Raw genomic sequence first — 18,241 nt, 5'->3', positions numbered from 1 at the left:
AGGCGCGGCCATGTCGACGCGATCAGATGCCGCCTGCGCCGCCGCCCGGCGCCTGCGCGACGAGCCGCTGCTGCGCTTCGCCGGCCGCTTCGGCCCGCGCGTCGAACAGGGCATCGGGGACGGCGCGCGGCTCCTGATCGGCGATCAGAGCGAGATCGCGCTGTTCCCGCCGGATCACGCCTCCTCGCTCGACCACCGCATGGCGCTTCTGGCGCGGCCCGGCGACACGGTCGTGACGCGGCAGCCCGCCCCGCGCTTCGCGGCCTATGCGCAGGACTGGCTGGGGCTCGGCGATGTCGCGTTCCTGTCCGTCGGCGCGGGCCGGCCCCGGCCGGTGGCCGCGCTCTGCCACGGGGATGCGCAGATGCGGAATCGCATCGCCGCGCGGATCGCCGGGCGCGGGACGCCGGCGATCCTGCCTTACCTCACGACCGGCCACGATTGGCGACTGGCCCAGGTCCTGGCCGAGGCGGCAGACAGGCCGGTGGCCGTCGCCGGGCCGACGCCCCTGATGTCGCGGCGGGCCAATGACAAGCTGTGGTTCGCCGCGCTGGCCCGCGACGTCCTAGGGCGCGATGCCGTGCCGCCGAGCGCCGCGGCCTTCGGCCCGGCCGCCGCCGCCGGGCTGGTCGCGCGGATGGCCCGCAGCGCCGACAGCGTCGTGGTCAAGGTCCCCGACAGCGCAGGATCCTCCGGCAATATCCGGCTCGAAACCGCGGCGCTGGCGGGGCTCGCACCGGCCGGCATCCGGCGGCTCCTCCTCGACCGTCTCGCCGCGCTGGGCTGGCAGGGACGCTTCCCGCTCCAGATCGGCGTGTGGGAGACGGGCGTGCGGTGCAGCCCCTCGGTCCAGATCTGGATCCCGGCGAAGGGCCCGCCGCGCCTCGACGGCGTGATGGAGCAGCGCGTTCTCGGCGTCGAAGGCGCCTTCATCGGCGGCACGCGCGCCGAGCTGGAGCCCGCGCTGCAGGAGCGGCTCGCGACGGAAGGCCTGGCGCTGGCGGATGCGCTGCAGCGGATGGGATATGTCGGGCAATGCTCGCTCGACGCGATCCTGCGCGACGGCGGCGGCCCCCCCGAGCTGCACTGGATCGAATGCAATGCCCGCTGGGGCGGCATGTCGATCCCCCTCGCGGTGGCGACGCGCCTCGCCGGCGGCGCGGCGCCCGCGGGATTCGTCGTCACGCAGGCGATCCGCCCCGAGCTTCCGCTGATCGGAATGGACGCAATGGTGGCGCGCCTGCGGGGCCTGCTGTGGCGCGACGGGGATCCGGCGACGGGTATCGTCGTCCTCTCGCCGCCCGACGCCCGGAACGGCCTGCGGGTGAACCTCATGGCGATGGACCGGACCGCCGGCGCTGCGCGGGCGCTGATGCGGCGCGCCTGGGCCCGGTTCGACCCCGCGTGATCCGGTCCCGGCCGAAGCGCCGTCAGGGCATCAGGACTGCCGCGCCCTGCAGGCGGCCCGCGCGCAGGTCGTCCAGCGCCGCGTTCGCCTGCGCCAGCGGATAGGGCACCGTCCGGGTCCGTACCCCCGCCTTGCGGGCCAAGGGGAAGAATTCCTCCCCGTCCGCCCGCGTCAGGTTGGCGACCGACAGGACGTGCCGCTCGCCCCAGAGATCGGCGTAGGGAAAGGACGGGACATCGCTCATGTGGATGCCCCCGCAGACGACGCGCCCACCCTTGCGCACGGCGCGCAGCGCGGCGGGGATCAGCGCGCCCACCGGCGCGAAGAGGATCGCGGCATCGAGCGGCACAGGCGCCGCCGTGTCGGAGCCGCCCGCCCAGACGGCCCCCGTCTCGCGCGCGAAATCCTGCGCCGCGGTGTCGCCGGGCCGGGTGAAGGCATAGACCTCGCGGCCCTGCCAGGTGGCGATCTGGACCAGGATATGCGCCGCCGCCCCGAAGCCGTAGAAGCCCAGCCGCCGCGCATCGCCGGCCTTGCGAAGGCTGCGATAGCCGATCAGCCCGGCGCAGAGCAGCGGCGCCAGCGCCACCGGATCGTCATCGCCCGGTAGGGGAAAGACGTAGCGCGCATCGGCCAGGCACCGCTCGGCGAAGCCACCGTTCAGCGTGTAGCCGGTGAAACCCGGATCGTCGCAGAGGTTCTCCGCCCCCATGCGGCAATAGAAGCAGCTCCCGCAGGTCCGCCCCAGCCAGGGCACGCCGACGCGCTGTCCGATCGCGGGCTCCCGGACCTCCGCGCCACAAGCCGTGACGCGGCCGACGATCTCGTGGCCGGGGATCAGCGGGAGCGCGGGATCCGGCAACTCGCAATCGACGACATGGAGATCCGTCCGGCAGACCCCGCAGGCCTCGACCGCGATCTCCACCTGGCGCGGGCCGGGCAATGGCAGGTCGATCCGCTCCTCCCGCAGCGCGCGCTGCCCCGCCCGCAGGACCATCGCGCGCATCGATCGCGTCACCGCGGCACGCCCGGTGCTCGGGCGGCAGGGGGCGGCGGGCCGATCCGGCGGCGCGGCCTCATTCGAGCGGCCCGTCCGTCGGCTGCGGCTTGAGATAGCGCACCTTGTCGCCCCCGCTCAGGCAGGCCGCGATCTGTTCGGCATCGAGGATCTCCTCGGCCTCCAGCTGGGCGATCAGGCGGTCGAGGCCGCCCCGCTTCTGCTCGAGGATGCCGTCGGCTGTCGCCTCGGCCTCGCGCAGCAGGGCGATCACGGCGGCATCGACCCGCGCCGCGGTCTCGTCGGCATGCTCGCGCGGCTGCGCGATCGACTGGCCGAGGAAGGGATGCTCCGCGCTCTCGCGCAGGTCGACGGGGCCCAGCGCCTCGCTCATCCCCCAGCGCGCCACCATCGACCGGGCCAGCTTGGTCGCCCGCTGGATGTCGTCATCCGCGCCGGAGCTGACACTGCCGAGGATCCGCTTCTCCGCCGCGCGGCCCGCCAGCAGGATGGCCAGCTGCGCGCGCAGATAGCCTTCGGGCAAGGTGTGATGCTCCTCCTTGGAGAGCATATGCGTGCCGCCCAGGCTGCGGCCGCGCGGGATGATCGTCACCTTGTAGAGCGGGTCGGCCCCCGGCAGGTGAAAGGCCACCGCGGTGTGCCCCGCCTCGTGCACGGCGAGGCGGTGCTTCTCGTCGGGATGGATGGCCAACGTCCGGACGGTGCCCATCATCACCTTGTCGCGGGCCTCCTGCAGGTCGGCCTCGGTGATGCTGTCGCCATGGCGGCGCGCGGCCTGGATCGCGGCCTCGTTGAGCAGGTTCTTCAGATCCGCGCCCGAAAAGCCGGGCGTGCCGGCGGCGATGGCCTCAAGGTCGTTCGGATCGACCAGCGGCAGGTCGCGCGCATGGATGTCGAGGATCGCGCGCCGCGCCATCCGGTCGGGCAGGTTCAGCACCACGTGCCGGTCGAAGCGCCCGGGCCGCAGCAAGGCGGGGTCCAGCACGTCCGGCCGGTTGGTCGCGGCCAGGACCACGACGGCCTCCTTGCCGCCGAAGCCGTCGAGCTCGGCGAGGATCTGGTTGAGCGTCTGCTCGCGCTCGTCATGGCCGCCCCCCAGGCCGGTGCCGCGCGTCCGCCCGATGCTGTCGAGCTCGTCGATGAAGATCACAGCGGGGGCCGCCTTGCGCGCGGCCTCGAACATCTTGCGCACGCGGCCCGCGCCGACGCCCACGAAGACCTCGATGAATTCCGACCCCGAGGTCGAGAAGAAGGGCACGTCCGCCTCGCCCGCCAGCGCCTTGGCGAGCAGCGTCTTGCCCGTGCCCGGCGGACCCATCAGCAGCACGCCATGCGGCACCTCGGCGCCGACCCGTTGGAAGCGATCGGGCTCGCGCAGGAACTCCACCAGCTCGGCCACCTCGGTCTTGGCCTGGTCCTGGCCGGCCACGTCGTCGAAGGTCACGCCGGGCCGCTTCTCGCTGGGTTGGGCGAATCGCCCGGCGAAGAGCCCGCCCGGCCCGCCGCTGCCCAGGCCGCCGGCGATGCGGCCCATCATGCGGCGCTGAAACCAGAAATATACACCGAGGATCAGGACCCAGGGCAGGAAATAGGCCAGGATCGACCCCTGCGGCGGGGCTTCGGCGGTGATCTCGACCCCGTTGGCCTCCAGCATCGCCAGCAGAGCGGGATCGCCCTGCGCGGGCGTGACGGCGCGGAAGGTCGCGGGCTCCCCCTCGCGGCCGGTCGTGACGGTGATGGCATGCTCCTCCAGATGCGCGCCGGTCACGATCCCGTCGGCGATCATCGCCTTGACCTCGCTATAGGGCAGATCCGTCGGGCCGGGCTGCGAGCCCAGGACGAACACCCAAAGGATGCCGAGCGCGAGCATCGTCGAGACGAGCCAGGCGCCGCTCAGCCATTTCGGGTCGAGGGTCGGGCCGCGGGGCGGCGGAGCGGACGGATCGGGCATGGGATCTCCGGGCTGGGGATTCATCCATCATGCGCGCACCGGGCCGCCGCCGCGTTGACCGGGGTCAAGGCCCCCCGGCCCGGCGGGCGCCGATACTGCGATCAACCAGCCGGGAGTCCGCCCATTGGACCAGTCCCAGACCATCGCCTTCCTGTCGTCGCCCGCCGCCTTTCGGGCGCTGGATACCCCGTCCCCCGACGACGCACCGGTCGAGATCGTCGAGACCCACGGCGCCTATGTCTTCCTCTGCGGCGCGGTCGCGCTGAAGCTCAAACGGGCCGTGGTCTACGACTACATGGACATGGGCACCCCGGAACGGCGCCACGCCCTGCTTCTGCGCGAGCTGGAGCTCAACGCCCCCGCGGCGCCGATGATCTACCGCGACGTGCTGCCGGTCACGCGAAAGGGCGACGGTCTCGCGCTGGGCGGCGCGGGGCCGGTGGTGGACTGGGTGCTGCGGATGTGGCGCTTCCCGGCCGACTGCGAATTCGAGGCCATCGCCGCGCGCGGCGCGTTCGACGACGCGCTGGCCACGGCCACGGGCGAGGCGATCGCCGCCTATCACGCGGCCGCCCCGGTGATCCGCCGCCCCGGCGGCGCGCCGATCTCGGACATCCTGGCCGAACTGGGCCGCGTCTTCGCGGAGTTTCCGGGCGCCGCCGGCGCGGAGCGGGTGGACGCCTGGCGCGCCGCCGCCGCCGCCGCGCTCGACCGGCTCTGCCCGCTTCTCGACCGGCGCGGGCGCGCGGGGCATGTGCGGCGCGGCCATGGCGACCTGCATCTGCGCAATCTCGTCCGAGATCGGGGACCGGCCCGTCCTCTTCGACGCGCTCGAATTCGACGAGGACCTCGGGACCTGCGACATCCTCTACGACGCGGCCTTCCTGATAATGGATCTCTGCCACCGGGATCTGCGCCGGCAGGCCTGCCGCGTCCTCGACGCCTGGCTGCGAGAGGCGCGCGGGGTCGAGGACTCGGGCCTCGCCGCGCTGCCGCTCTTCATCTCCGTCCGGGCCGCGATCCGCGCCATGGTCGCGCTGCAGACCGACGCGGCGCGGGCCCGGCCCGGCGCATCCGCCGCCGAGATCCGGGCCTTCCTCGACCTAGCGCTCGCGGCGCTGCACCCCGCCCCGCCGATGCTGATCGCGACGGGGGGCTATTCGGGCACCGGCAAGAGCGTGCTCGCCCGCCGGCTCGCCCCCGGGACGGGCGCCTTGCCCGGGGCCGTGCTCCTGTCGTCCGATCTCGAACGGAAGGCCGGCCGGCCGAAGGACCGCAGGCTCGCCCCCGCGCGCTATGCGCCCGAAGAACGCGAGGCGGTCTATGCGGGCATGTTCCGGCGGGCCGAGACGCTTCTTGCCGCGGGCCAGGCCGTGATCCTCGACGCGACTTTCCTGGATCCCGCCCTGCGCGCGGCCGCCTCCGCCTGCGCGGCGCGGGCCGGCGTGCCGTTCCACGGGCTCTGGCTCGATGCCCCCGTCCCGGTTCTCGAAGCGCGCGTCCGCGCCCGGCGGGGCGACTCATCGGATGCGGATCTGGAGGTTCTGCGGGGTCAGCTCGGCGCGTCCATCGGCCATCTCGACTGGCATCTGCTGGAGGCCTCCGGCACGCCGGACGCGGTGCTGCGCACCGCCCGGACCGCACTGGGCGACGGATCCGGCGAGACGCCGGATCTTTCCGGCCGGTCGCCCGCCCAGGCCTGAGCCTGCGGGCGCGGCCTCAGGTCTGGTGTACGTAGGTCCCGGGCGCCGCCCCGAGGGCGCGACCCGGTACGGGCGGCGGACCCGGTTCGCCCGACAGTCCCGCCAGCCAGTCGGACAGTTCGGGCCACCAGGACCCCTCGACCGGATCGTGCCGCGCAAGCCAGGTTTCCGGATCGGTATAGAGTGCGCCGGCCTCGCGATGGCCGATCCGGTAATGGCGGTTCGGATGGCCCGGCTCACTCAGGATGCCGCCATTATGCCCGCGGCTGGTCAGCACGAAGGTCAGGTCGCAATCGGTGAAGAGCCGCGTCTTGTAGACGGATTGCCAGGGCGCGATGTGGTCGGTCTCGGTGCCCACGACGAAGAGCGGGACCGAAATGTCCTTGAGCGCGATCACCTGGCCCTCCACCGCGAAGCGGCCGGCGGTCAGGCGGTTTTCGAGGAACAGGCCGCGCAGGTATTCCGAATGCATCCGCGCCGGCATCCGCGTCGTGTCGCCGTTCCAGACGCCCAGATCGGTGGGCAGATCCTCGCGCCCGAGGAAGTAGCGGTTGACGGCGCGGCTATAGATCAGGTCTTCGGCCCGGATCGAGGCGAAGGTCCGCGTCATCTGCGGCCGGTCGAGATAGCCCTGGTCCCACATGAAATCCTCGATGAAGGCGACCTGGCTGTCATCGACGAAGCGCAGAAGCTCGCCCGCCTCGGCGAAATCGACCTGCGCGGCCATCAGCGTGATCGAGGCCAGACGGTCGTCGCCGTCGCGTGCCATGGTCGCCGCCGCGATGGCCAGCAGCGTGCCGCCCAGGCAATAGCCGTTCGCATGGACCTTGGTGTCGGGCACGATCTCCCCGATGGCGTCCAGCGCGGCCATGATGCCGTTGCGCCGGTAATCCTCCAGCGACCAGTCGGCATGTTCGGCGCCGGGATTGCGCCACGAGATCATGAAGACGGTGAAGCCCTGGTCCAACAGGTAGCGGACCATCGAATTGCCGGGCGACAGGTCGAGCACGTAGTATTTCATGATCCAGGCCGGCACGAAGAGCACCGGTTCGGGATGCACCGCCTCGGTGCGGGGATCGTATTGGATCAGCTCGAACCACGGGTTGCGGAAGACGACGCGGCCGGGCGTGCAGGCCAGATCCTCGCCCACGCGGTAGCCCTCGGGCGGCTTCTCGCGCGTCTGCAACAGGGTGTGGAGCCAGTCCTCGGTGAAATGCGCGGCGCCCTGCACCAAGTTGCGGCCGCCGGCGGCGACGGTTTCCTGGATGATCTCGGGATTGGTGAGCGGGAAGTTCGACGGCGACACGATGTCGAGCCATTGGCGCATCTGGAAGCGCGCCCGGTCGGCATCGCCCTTGGCGAGGCCCGGCATGTCGTCGGTGGCCGCGTGCCACCAGTCCTGCACGGCGAGGAAGCCCTGTTTCCAGAGGCTGAAGGGCGGCTGCTCCCAGCCGGGATGGGTGAAGCGGTGGTCGTACGCCTTGGGGGCGAAGGGCGCCTCGGCCTCCCGGGCCAGGGCCTCGGACATCGCGAAGGCGCCGAGCTTGCCGGCATTGGCCTGGGCCCGCTCGGCCAGTTCGAGCTGCCGGCCCGGCGACCGGGCGAGGTGCAGCGACCAGTCCTGCCAGGCGGCGACGATGGAATGCGGCGAGACGCCGCCGGTCAGCCGCGCCAGCGCCGCCCGCGCGGCCCGGTCGAGCACGGCATGCGGATGGCGCGCCGGGGCCGGATCGGCCAGCGGGACGGGCAGGTTCGGTGTCGCAGGCTTCGCCTTCTGCGCCGTCGAGATCGTGGCCATCGCATCCCTCCCCCAGGTCGGCCCGGGCGAATCCCTCCCCCGGCCGCAACGCCCCCTTCTCGACCGCGCGCCGCGCCGCCGCCTTGACGGCGATCAAGCGCGTCGGGGCGGGTCAGGCGTCCGGGGCTGCCGGCGGCTGCACCGCGCGTTGGTAGAGATGCCAGGTCGCGTGGCCGAGGATCGGGAAGACCAGGATCAGGCCCAGGAAGATCGGGAGCGTGCCAAGGGCCAGGGAGGCCGCGACGATCAGGCCCCAGGCGGCGACCACGGCGGGGTTCTTGCGCGTCACCGCCAGCGAGGCCGTCACCGCCGCGTAGACGCCGACATGGCGGTCCAGGATCAGCGGGATCGACACGACCGTCGTGGCGAGCGTCACCGCCGCGAAGACAAAGCCCACGCCGCAGCCCAGCACCAGCAGCGCCCAGCCCGCGGGCGTGGTGAAGACATCCGTCGCGAAGGCCGCGGGCGAGATCGGGCTCGCCGGCCCGAGGGTCAGGCGATAGATGAGCAGCGCCGCGAGGAGCCAGACGAAGAAGACCACGGCCAGTCCCAGCCCGATGGCCAGGATCGACCCGATGGCCGGCGACCGGATGACGCCGAACGCCGCGCCGTAGCCCGCCGGATCGCCCTTCTGGCGGCACCGGCTCATCTCGTAGAGGCCGATCGCGGCGATGGGCCCGAGCAGGGCGAAGCCCGACATCATCGGGAAGAGAAGCGGCAAGAGGTCCCGCTGCAGGGCGAACATCGTCAGCACGAGGCCCATCATCGGGTAGAGGATGACGATGAAGATCACATCGGTGCGCAGCGCCGCGAAATCCACGGCGCCCTTGCGCAGCGCGAGGCCCAGATCACGGAAATCGAGACGTGCGACCTCGGGCGGGGGCAGCCCCTCGCCGCCGATATCCCGGGCCGCGTGCCGGCCCGACCGGACGAGATCGATGATCGCGTCGAGCGTCCAGGTCATCGGGTTGCCGATCGTTCTGACGGGTTTGGCCATCGCGCAAGCCTCCTCGCGTTTCCGCGCCGAGGGCTAGACCGACCGGGCCTCGCCGGTCGGAGCGCCGGCGCGAAACCAGCGTATCACGATTCCGCCTGCGGCACGACCGCCGCGCGGCGGCTTGGCCCGCCCAGGCAATCACGATGCGGTGCGCCGGCCGGCCGCGCTCAGGATCGCGGCGGAGTCTTCCCGGCGCGGGCCTTGTTCTTCTTCGACGAGGGCTTGCCCTTCGGCGGCGGCGCGCCCGTCGCATCGGCCCGCTTGCCCTTGTGCGGCTTGAACTTGGCCCCGGTCCGGGGCTTGCCCGGCGTCACCGCGCCGTCGCGGGTCGGATCCTCGGGCTTCGTGCGGTCCGGGCGGGGCCGTCCGGGGGCGGCCGACTTGCGGTCGGGGCCCCGGTCGTCGCGGCCGGGCCCGCGCTTGCGGTCGTCGGCGGGCGGGCCGTCGGCGGGGCGCAGGGTCAGGCCGTCCTCGATCTCACCGCCCACGGCGCGGGCGAAGGCCTCGGCCCGGCCCTCGCGCAGCTGCACGTAGCTCGTCGTCTCGCGGATGCGGATCGCGCCGATATCGTCGCGCGTGACCTGCCCGGCCCTGCACAGCATCGGCAGAAGGCGCCGCGGCTCCAGCCCGCGATCGCGCCCGCCGGAGACCTCGAACCACCGGCTCGGGCCGAAGGCCTCGCGCGGGCGCGGGGCCGCGGCGGCGGCCGGGTCCTCCAGCTCCTCGGGCGCGGTCTGGCGTTCCGCGCGCAGGCGCAGATAGGCCAGCGCAAGCTGCTCGGGCGAAAAACGCGCGGTCATGTCGTTGACCGCGGGCGACTCGCTTTCGGTCATCTCCTCGAACCAGGCCGGATCGGCCAGCATCCGTTCGCGGTCGCGCTCCAGCACTGCCTCGGCCGAAGGGGCGGGGCCCCAACTCGCCGACAGCTTCGCCCATCCCAGCAGGCGATGGGCCTTCTTCTGCGCGGCGGGCGGCACGATCAGGACCGAGGTGCCCTTGCGCCCGGCCCGGCCCGTCCGGCCCGAGCGGTGCAGCAGCGTGTCCGACCCGGTCGGAAGCTCGGCATGGATGACCAGGTCGAGATTTGGCAGGTCGATGCCGCGCGCCGCCACGTCGGTCGCCACGCAGACCCGGGCGCGCCCGTCGCGCATCGCCTGCAGGGCATGGGTCCGCTCCGCCTGGCTCAGCTCGCCGGAGAGGGCCACGACCGGGAAGCCGCGATTGGACAGGCGCGTGGTCAGCCGGTTCACCATCGCGCGGGTGTTGCAGAAGACGATGGCGTTGGGCGCCTCGTGGAAGCGCAAAACGTTGATGATCGCGTTCTCGCCGTCGCGCGGCGCAACGGTCACCGCCTGGTAGTCGATATCGGCATGCTGCGCCTCGCGCGAAGCGGTGGCCACGCGCTTGGCGTCGCGCTGATAGCCCTCTGCCAGCTTGGCGATCGCGGCGGGCACCGTGGCCGAGAACAGAAGCGTCTGCCGCGATTTGGGGCAGGCCCCGAGGATGAACTCCAGGTCCTCGCGGAAGCCGAGGTCCAGCATCTCGTCGGCCTCGTCCAGCACCACGGCGCGCACCGCCGACAGGTCGATCGAGCCGCGAGTGATGTGGTCGCGCAGGCGGCCCGGGGTAGCGACGACCAGATGGGCCCCGCGCGCCAGGGCGCGGCGCTCGTCGCGCATGTCCATGCCGCCGACGGTCGAGGCCAGCACGGCGCCCGCCTTCTCGTAGAGCCAGGCCAGCTCGCGCCGGACCTGCAGCGCCAGCTCGCGCGTGGGCGCGACGATCAGCGCCAGCGGCGCGGCGGCCGCGTCGAACCGGTCGGCCTCGCCCATAAGGGTCGGCGCGATGGCGAGGCCGAAGCCCAGCGTCTTGCCCGAGCCGGTCTGCGCCGAGACCAGCATGTCGGCGCCTTCGAGCGCCGGGTCGAGCACCGCCGTCTGGACGGGGGTGAGCGTGTCGTATCCTCGCGCGGCGAGCGCGTCGGCAAGTGTCGGTTTCATGTCACATCCAAAGCCGCCGCCCCGGATCGGGCGGACAAGGGACCGCCCCTAAGCTGCCCGGCGGCGAATGTATAGCCGGGCCATCGCGTCGCGCCGGGGCGACACATGGCCCTTCTCCGGGCGCGCCGGTCGCGGGGCGACGCCGCTCAGAACGCCACCCGGCATTTCGTGCCTGCGGGAATGGCGCCGTCCGGATTGGGCAGCTCCAGCCGCACTGCGAAGGTGGCCGAGGCCGCGTCGAAGACGCTGTCGACGACGGTCACCACCGCCTCCTGCGCGAAACTGACGGGCCGCTCCTGCCGAACGATGCGCGTGTCACCGGGCGCGACGCGGGCATAGGCCTCGGCCGGGACGAAGACGTTGACATATAGCGGGTCGATCTCGGCCACGGTGACGATCGCCGTCTGCTTGGTCGCGAATTCGCCCCGCGCGGCGGTGACCTCGGTGACGACGCCGGCGAAGGGGCTGCGCAGCGTGCGGCGGTCGCGCATGGCCTCCATCTGCGCCAGCTCGATCTCGGCCAGGTCGCGCGCCAGCTGCGCCTCCTCGACCCCCATCTCGGCCAGGCGCAGCTCGATCTCGGCGGTCTGGCGCAGGGCGGTCGAGCTGACGTTGCGCTCCTCCAGCGCGGCCACGCGGTCGAACTCCGTCTGCCGCAGCTCGCGCCGCGAGACCTGCTGGCGCAGCACCACGTCCGAGGCCGCGCGGGCGCGCGCCAGATCGACCTGCAGCGCCTCGAGGCTGTCGTCGAGCCGCGCGACCGGCTGGCCGCGGCGGACGATGTCGCCCCGATCGACCAGTATCTCGGCGATGATGCCGTCGGCGGCGGGCGAGAGATTGGCGACCGAACGCGGCTCGATCAGGCAATCGAGATCGAGCGGCGCATCCGCCTGCTGCGCGGCCGCGGGCGCCCCGAGCGCGAGCGCGCCCAGCGCCACGGCGATCCATCTGGTCATTCCACCCTCCCGGCAAAGCCGAACTGTTCTTCACGTCGAAGATCGTGGCGGAGAAGATCGGTTCGGGCGCGGGCATGCAACCGCTCGGCGCGGCGTTGCGCGCGACGGAATGTCCCGAGCCCGCCCAGCCGCAGGCGCGCGGGCAGGCCGCCGAAGCCCTCTATCAGCGGATCGGTCCAGCTCAGGACGGCCTCGCAGCTTCCCGGATCGCCCTGCCGGGCGCAGCGTCCGATCACCTGCCGGTCGATGCGCCCGGCCTCGTGCAGCTCGGTCAGGATGACATGCAGCCCGCCCGCCGCATGGACGGCTTCGTGCAGGCCGATATCGACCCCGCGCCCGGCCATGTTGGTCGCGACGGTCAGCGCGCCGGGCTGGCCCGCGGCGGCGATGATCTCGGCCTCCTGCCCCGACTGCGCGGCGTTCAGGAGCGCATGGTCGAGCCCCGCATCGGTGAGCGCCTGCGACACCGCCTCGCTCGCCCGCACGGTCCGGGTGGCGATCAGGACGGGGCGGCCCGCCGCCTGCAGGTCGCGCACCCGGCCCAGCACCTCGGCCCATTTCGCAACCTCGTCGCGCAGGATGCGGCCGCCCTCGTTGCGGCGGCGCGACGGGCGGGGCGGCGGCACGGGCACGACGCGCAGGCCGTAGACCGCGCGCATCTCGGCGGCGACCTCGCGCGCGGTGCCGGTCATCCCGGCCAGCCGCCGGTAGCGGCGGAAGAACCGCTGGTAGGTCATGCGGCCCCGGATCTCGCGGCGGCCGGTGATCTCGACCCCCTCCTTGGCCTCGATCAGCTGGTGCAGCCCGTCCGACAGCGCCCGGTCCGGCGAGACACGGCCCGTGTATTCGTCGATCAACCGGATCGCGCCGTCCTCGACCAGGTAATGCTCGTCGCGGCGGAACAGGTTGCGGGCCGAGATGGCCAGCGTCGCAGCATGTTCGCGGCGCGCGGTGTTGCGCCAGATGCCGCCCATCTCCAGCGCCATCTCGCGCAGGCGCCGCCGCCCCGCGCCGGTCAGCTCGATCTGGCGGGCGGAGCGGTCGATCGAGAAATCCCGTCCCTCCTCCAGCGCGGCGCCGAAGGCCGCCGCCTGCTCCGCCCAGTCGGGATCGGGATCGGCATTGGCCGACAGGATCAGCGGCGTGCGGCATTCGTCGATCAGGACCGAGTCGGCCTCGTCCACGATGGCGAAGGGCAGCCCGGTCATCGTGATCCCCGCGCCGCGCGGGGCGGGGGCCGCGACCATGTCGAGCGCCAGGCGCAGGGGTCCTGCCTCGGCCCCCAGCCGGATGCGGTCGCGCAGGTAGTCGAAGGCGATCTCCTGGTTCGAGCCATGGGTGATGTGGCAGCGATAGGCGGCGGGCCGCGCGGCGGGCTCGACCTCGGAGGTGACCAGACCGACCGAGAAGCCCAGCGCCTCGGCCAAGGGCTCCAGCGCCGCGGCGTCGCGGGCGGCGAGGTAGTCGTTGGCGGTGATGACATGCACCCGCTCGCCCATCGCCGCCACGAGGCAGGCGGCCAGCGCCGCGGTCAGCGTCTTGCCGGAGCCGGTCTCCATCTCGGCCAGCCGGCCCGAGGCCAGCACGAGGACCCCGGCGATCTGGTTCGGGAAGGGCATCAGCCCCAGCCGGTGCGAGGCCAACGCAGAGAGCAGCGCCAGAAGCTCGCAGGCCGGCCGGGCCAGCGGGCGCGCGAGCTCGGCGCGCGGCCGCGCCGCGGCGATGCGCGCCACAAGCTCCGCCTCGTCCAGCGCGCGGAACCCCTCGGCCATCCGCGCGACCCCGGCGGCCCGGCCCAGGGCGCGGCGGCGGATCAGCGACGCGGCCACGGGCTGGCTGGCCCAGGCCGCGGCGCGCTGCAGGCGGAAGCGCCAGTCGAGCGGCGCCTCGGCCTCGGGCGCGGGCACCATGCGCCGGAACAGCGACAGGCCCGGCGGCGGGCCCGGCAGGGCGCCTGGTGAAGCGTCAGACATTGAACCGCCGCAGGAAGACCTGCCGCAACCGGCGCCAACCGCGCCAGACCAGCGGTTCGCGCCCGTGGTCGAACCGGACATGGACCCGCATCCCCAGGACGAGGCTGGGCGCCTCGGCCAGCGGGCGCAGGTCGAACTGCATGACCGGCTGCAGCGCGACGTTCGGGCCCTCGGCCATCGGGTCGGGCGCGAAGATGCCGCCGCCCTCGGTCGTCAGCGCGGCGGAGGCCAGCTCGTAGCCCACCGCGGGCACCTCGCGCACGATGCGGCCCGCATAGCGCCGCTCCAGCCGCTCGGCCGGGCGCATGTCGACGGCGGCGGTGCGGTTGCGGACGATATCGGCCGTGTCCTGGTGCACCGCCACGCGCACCACGACGGCCGCCGGGTCGACCACATGCCCCACGATATCGCCGCGGTTGAGGTACCGGCCGTCCAGATCGGCCATGGCGGGCAGGACGAGCTGCCCGCTGCGATGCGCCACGACCCGCCGGGCCGCCTCCAGTTCGCGCAGGATCTGCAGCTCCTGCTCGGCGCGGACGGCCTGCGCGCGCCAGAGCCGGATGTCGTAGGCGCTCTCGCTCAGCGATTGCTGGTAGCGCCGGGCATAGCGCTCGTATTCGGCCTCGGCGGCGCGCAGCCGGGCCTCGGCATAGGGGTCCTCCAGCCGCAGGACCGGCTGGCCGGCCACGACCTGCACGCCCGAGGGCACGAAGACCTCGCGGACGGTGCCTGCCGCCTCGGCATAGATGGTCTCGTCGCGCGTCGAATGGACGACCCCCTCGGCCAGGGTCCGATAGGGCACCGGCCAGACACCCAGCGCCAGGATCAGCAGCAGGAGCGCCGCGCAGCTGACGCCGAGCGCGCGGGCCCGGCGGCCCCGCAACCGCTCGCCCAAGAGCACGAAGCGGATATGGGACACCAGCGGCTTCACGAACATCAGCGTCACCGACCAGATCGCCAGCGCGACGCCCACCGCAAAGAAGCGCACCGCGACGATCGAGACGATCGTGATGGTGATGATGATCCGGTAGATGAAGGCGGCGATCGAATAGAAGACGAACCACCCCCGCTCGCCCGGCGCGCGGACCGGGCTGCGCGCGTCCTGGATGCCGAAGGCGTAGCGCTGGACGAGGTAGCCCAGATACTGGTTCGCCCGGTTGCCGAGATTGGGGATCTCGATCGCGTCGGACAGCACGAAATAGCCGTCGAACCGCAGGAGCGGGTTGCCGTTGAACAGAAGCGTCGAAATGCCGCCGATCACCATCACGTTCCAGGCCACGGCGCGGACCAGCCCCTCCTCGACCTCGACCCAGACCAGCATCGCGATGGCGGCGAGGCCCAGCTCCACCAGGATGCCGGCCGCGCTGACCAGCATGCGGCGGCGCTTGTCCACGAAGCCCGTCGCGGCCGAGGCATCGACGTAAGGAACGGGAATGAAGATCAGGAACATCAGCCCGACCTCGCGGACCTCGGCGCCGTATTTCTTCAGCGCGAAGCCGTGGCCCAGCTCGTGGAAGAACTTCACCACCGGGTAGACCAGCGCCAGCGCGATCAGCGATTCCGCCGCCAGCGCGCGGTCCACCAGGTTGTCGGTCAGCGCCGGCCAGTTCTGGATCGCGGCGAGGCCGGCCCAACCCAGCAGCACCACATAGGCCAGCGCGCCCCAGAGCGTGAAGAACGGTCGCGCCAGCGGCCAGGCTTCGGTGATGAACCTGTCGGGATCGAAGAGCGGCAGACGCAGCGCCAGCGGGTTCATGAACCGCGCGACCAGGCCCTTGCCCTCCTTCTTGAGCGCGCGGTCGACGATGCGGTCGCTGTCGGGCAGCCCGTCGCTGACCAGAAGGTCCACGCCCGACAACTGCGCCAGCGCGTTCAGAAGCTCGTCCTGCGTCGGGGCCGTCTCGCCCAGCTCGATGCAGGCGATGTCCCAGACCTCGCCCAGCGTCCGCGTGCCATTCATCTGCGCGGCGACCCAGTAGGCGCTGTCGGACAGGCGGCAGAACTTGCCCGTCAGCGGATCGCGCAGCACGAACCAGGCCTGGCCGCGGAAATCCTGCCGCGTGATCTCGGCCCGGTCGGCGAGGCGCGGGCGCAGATGCGCGACGCGGTACCAGAGCTGGCTTTCGAACCCCGTCGCCATGGCGTCAGGGCAGCCAGCGCCAGGCCGCGAGGCGGAACCAGTCGATGATCGGCTGGGCCCAGATCGCGATCAGGCGGCGTTCCTCGATGGACACCTTGGCGATGCCGCGCATCCCCGGACGCAGCTCGGGCGCGGTGTCCTGCAGCGTGGCCTCGGCGATGGCGTAGTTGCGGCCGTCCTCGGCGATCATCCGCGGGGTGATCTGCGTGACTTCGAAGGGGAAGCGCTGGTCCGGCAGTGGCGCCAGCACCAGCAAGCCCTCCTGTCCCACGCGCAGCTCGTCGAGATCGCGCTCCTCGACTTCGATGGCGACGCGGTAGGCGTCGAGCGGCGCGAGGCGGAACATCTCCTGCCCCAGCCGCACGGCCACGCCGAGGGACTGGCTGAAATCGCCCTCGATCACGAGCGCGTCGAACGGGGCGCGCAGGACCGACCGCTCGAGCTGGCGCGCCACCAGGTCGGCGCGGGCACGGGCCTGCTGCATGTTGGCCTCGGCGATGCGGGCGGCGGCGGCGTCGCGGGCGGCCAGCGCGCGGTCGTATTCGCCGGCATAGCGCTCCAGGTCGGTGCGCCAGCGCGTGAGCTCGATCCGCAGGTCGCGCTCATCGAGTGCCAAAAGCGGATCGCCCGCCGCGACCCGGTCGCCGGCGCGGGCGAATTGCACGGCGATATGGCCGTCGAAGGGCGCGGCGAGCGACCGCACGACGGCGCCCTGCAGCTCGGATTGCGCGGTGACGCGGAATTCCGACATCGCGAAGGTGAAGAAGGCGACGATCCCCGCCACGGCCAGAAGCGCCAGCTTGCGCCCTAGGTAGCCGGGACCCAGCAGGCGGCCCAGCCCGCCCTTCAGGCTGTCCCAGGCGGTGCGGATCACGCCCCGCTCCGCCCGCTCGCGGCCCGACAGGAGCGCGCCCAGCGCCGCCGCGGCCCCCTCGGCCGCCGCCATTTCCATCTCCGAGAAGCGGGCCCCCGCGGGCTTGGCGAGATGCAGCGCGCCGATCGCCGCGCCGCCCGTTCCCTCGAAAAGCGGCACGGTCAGAAGGTCACCCAGCCGCCCGTCCCGCGCCAGTTCGGCATGGGCCTGGGTGACCATGAAGGCGCCGTCCTCGCGCGGCGGATGCAGGATCGAACCTTCCTGGTGAAACGCCTCGCCCATCGCCAGCGCGATGGCCTGGGTGCTGTCGGTCTCGCGCGGGCGCTCGGCCACGTCGGAAAGCGCGGTGACCCTGATCCGCCCGCGGCGGCGCGCCTGGCCCAGCGCCACGGTCGCGCAGCCCAGTTCGCGCGCCAGCAGGTTGCAGGCGGCCATCGCCGCGCCCCGATGGGTTCGCGTGTCGAGCGCGGCGCCCACGACGTCGAGCACCAGCGCGGCGCGGCCGCGATCCTGCCGGTCGGCCTGTCCCAAGTCGCGGCGCAGCGCGGCGACCATCCAGCCCGAGGCCCAGCGCAGCCGGTGCAGCAGGTCGGCGGCATCGGCCGGCGCCTGCGCGAGGTTCAGACAGACCGCGCCCAGCGCCTCGCCATCGACGATGAAAGGCTGCGCCACCAGCGTGTCGCGCCGGACCAGCGCCCGGCCCTCGGTCATCGCCAGCTCGATCGCGTCCATCACCGCGTGGCTCGGGCTTCCATCCTGCGGCCAGAGCGCGATGGGCACGAGGCCACGCGGCGTGCGCACGACCACCGCGGCCTCGGGACAGGGCCCGAGGGTGCGGACGGCGAGCGCCAGCCAGACCCGCGCGAAGGATGCGAGATCCTGGTCTTCGGAGAACTTGGACCAGAGCGCGCGGTCGAGAACGGAGACGGTCGAGGCCGCCTCCGCGCCGCCCGCGCGGGACGCGCCGGATCCGCTTGCCGGGGTCACGGGCGCGTCGAGGTCATTCCGTTACGACTTGCCCTTGCCGGCCTTGCCCGCCGAAGCCTGGCCCGAGGCCGCGGCCTGGCTCGCGGCGGCGGCGGCCAGCCCGTCGAGCTTGATCTCGCCGAAGCGCCGCTCGTATTGCGACAGCACCGCCCCCAGCAGCACGAAGAGGCGCTTCGCGGCATGCGGGTTCAGGATGATGCGGTTCAGCAGCTTGACGTCGAATTCCTTGTTGGCCGCCGGGTTCCAGGTCTGGTTCGACCCGAAAAGCAGCGTCACCTCCTCGCGCGTGGAGGCGGCGTTGACGACATTCGCGTAGGTCGTCTCCATCGCGCTGTCGTCCCAGTTGACCACCGGCGCGGCGGGGGTGCCCACTTCGTCCGGCGTCGCCGTCGTGGTCGAAGCGGTCTGTGCGTCGGTCTCGGCCATGGTCCTGAAT

13 protein-coding genes are annotated in these 18,241 nt (G+C 72.6%); 2 read left to right on the top strand and 11 right to left on the bottom strand.

Annotation, left to right across the window (positions count from 1 at the left end; translation table 11 throughout):
* Positions 1-10: 10 nt before the first annotated feature.
* The gene (locus P8627_RS08910) at positions 11-1,408 is read left to right on the top strand and encodes a preATP grasp domain-containing protein (protein ID WP_279963754.1); all 1,398 of its coding nucleotides are present in this window, start codon (positions 11-13) and stop codon (positions 1,406-1,408) included.
* A gap of 22 nt (positions 1,409-1,430) precedes the next feature.
* Here the strand turns inward: P8627_RS08910 and P8627_RS08905 are convergent, their stop codons facing one another.
* The 3 genes from P8627_RS08905 to P8627_RS08895 all read right to left on the bottom strand — a co-directional run bounded on the left by P8627_RS08905 (position 1,431) and on the right by P8627_RS08895 (position 5,158).
* Positions 1,431-2,414 carry a zinc-dependent alcohol dehydrogenase family protein gene (locus P8627_RS08905; protein WP_279963753.1) on the bottom strand — a complete coding sequence of 328 codons (984 nt, stop codon included), beginning with the start codon at positions 2,412-2,414 and terminating at the stop codon, positions 1,431-1,433.
* A 70-nt stretch (positions 2,415-2,484) separates the two neighbouring features.
* A complete protein-coding gene (gene ftsH / locus P8627_RS08900; RefSeq protein ID WP_279963752.1) occupies positions 2,485-4,377 on the bottom strand; it encodes an ATP-dependent zinc metalloprotease FtsH in 1,893 nt (630 codons plus the stop codon).
* Positions 4,378-4,441: 64 nt separating this feature from the next.
* Positions 4,442-5,158, bottom strand: a complete 717-nt coding sequence (locus tag P8627_RS08895; RefSeq protein ID WP_279963751.1) for a hypothetical protein — start codon at positions 5,156-5,158, stop codon at positions 4,442-4,444.
* Here P8627_RS08895 and P8627_RS08890 point away from each other — a divergent pair.
* Positions 5,145-6,080, top strand: coding sequence for an AAA family ATPase (locus P8627_RS08890; protein ID WP_279963750.1), 936 nt, complete (start codon positions 5,145-5,147; stop codon positions 6,078-6,080). The genes P8627_RS08895 and P8627_RS08890 overlap by 14 nt on opposite strands.
* Before the next feature lie 16 nt (positions 6,081-6,096).
* Here P8627_RS08890 and P8627_RS08885 read toward each other — a convergent pair whose 3' ends face one another.
* From P8627_RS08885 to P8627_RS08850, 8 genes are all read right to left on the bottom strand, one after another.
* Positions 6,097-7,878, bottom strand: a complete 1,782-nt coding sequence (locus P8627_RS08885; RefSeq protein WP_279963749.1) for a PHA/PHB synthase family protein — start codon at positions 7,876-7,878, stop codon at positions 6,097-6,099.
* A gap of 112 nt (positions 7,879-7,990) precedes the next feature.
* Positions 7,991-8,875, bottom strand: coding sequence for a DUF2189 domain-containing protein (locus P8627_RS08880; RefSeq protein WP_279963748.1), 885 nt, complete (start codon positions 8,873-8,875; stop codon positions 7,991-7,993).
* Positions 8,876-9,042: 167 nt separating this feature from the next.
* Positions 9,043-10,875, bottom strand: a complete 1,833-nt coding sequence (locus tag P8627_RS08875) for a DEAD/DEAH box helicase (protein ID WP_279963747.1) — start codon at positions 10,873-10,875, stop codon at positions 9,043-9,045.
* 146 nt (positions 10,876-11,021) lie between these two features.
* A complete protein-coding gene (locus P8627_RS08870) occupies positions 11,022-11,831 on the bottom strand; it encodes an efflux RND transporter periplasmic adaptor subunit (protein ID WP_279963746.1) in 810 nt (269 codons plus the stop codon).
* The gene (locus tag P8627_RS08865; RefSeq protein ID WP_279963745.1) at positions 11,828-13,804 is read right to left on the bottom strand and encodes a preprotein translocase subunit SecA; all 1,977 of its coding nucleotides are present in this window, start codon (positions 13,802-13,804) and stop codon (positions 11,828-11,830) included. The genes P8627_RS08870 and P8627_RS08865 overlap by 4 nt, the downstream gene beginning before the upstream one ends.
* Positions 13,797-15,944: a peptidase M50 gene (locus P8627_RS08860; protein ID WP_279963744.1), complete on the bottom strand. Its 2,148-nt coding sequence runs from the start codon at positions 15,942-15,944 to the stop codon at positions 13,797-13,799. The genes P8627_RS08865 and P8627_RS08860 overlap by 8 nt, the downstream gene beginning before the upstream one ends.
* Before the next feature lie 4 nt (positions 15,945-15,948).
* Positions 15,949-17,805 carry an HlyD family efflux transporter periplasmic adaptor subunit gene (locus P8627_RS08855; protein ID WP_279963743.1) on the bottom strand — a complete coding sequence of 619 codons (1,857 nt, stop codon included), beginning with the start codon at positions 17,803-17,805 and terminating at the stop codon, positions 15,949-15,951.
* A 21-nt stretch (positions 17,806-17,826) separates the two neighbouring features.
* Positions 17,827-18,231 carry a DUF3467 domain-containing protein gene (locus P8627_RS08850; protein ID WP_279963742.1) on the bottom strand — a complete coding sequence of 135 codons (405 nt, stop codon included), beginning with the start codon at positions 18,229-18,231 and terminating at the stop codon, positions 17,827-17,829.
* Between the last annotated feature and the right edge of the window lie 10 nt (positions 18,232-18,241).

Origin of the sequence: Jannaschia sp. GRR-S6-38, from assembly GCF_029853695.1 — a bacterium.
Taxonomy (GTDB): domain Bacteria; phylum Pseudomonadota; class Alphaproteobacteria; order Rhodobacterales; family Rhodobacteraceae; genus Jannaschia; species Jannaschia ovalis.
This window is presented reverse-complemented; position numbering and strand designations above follow the sequence as displayed.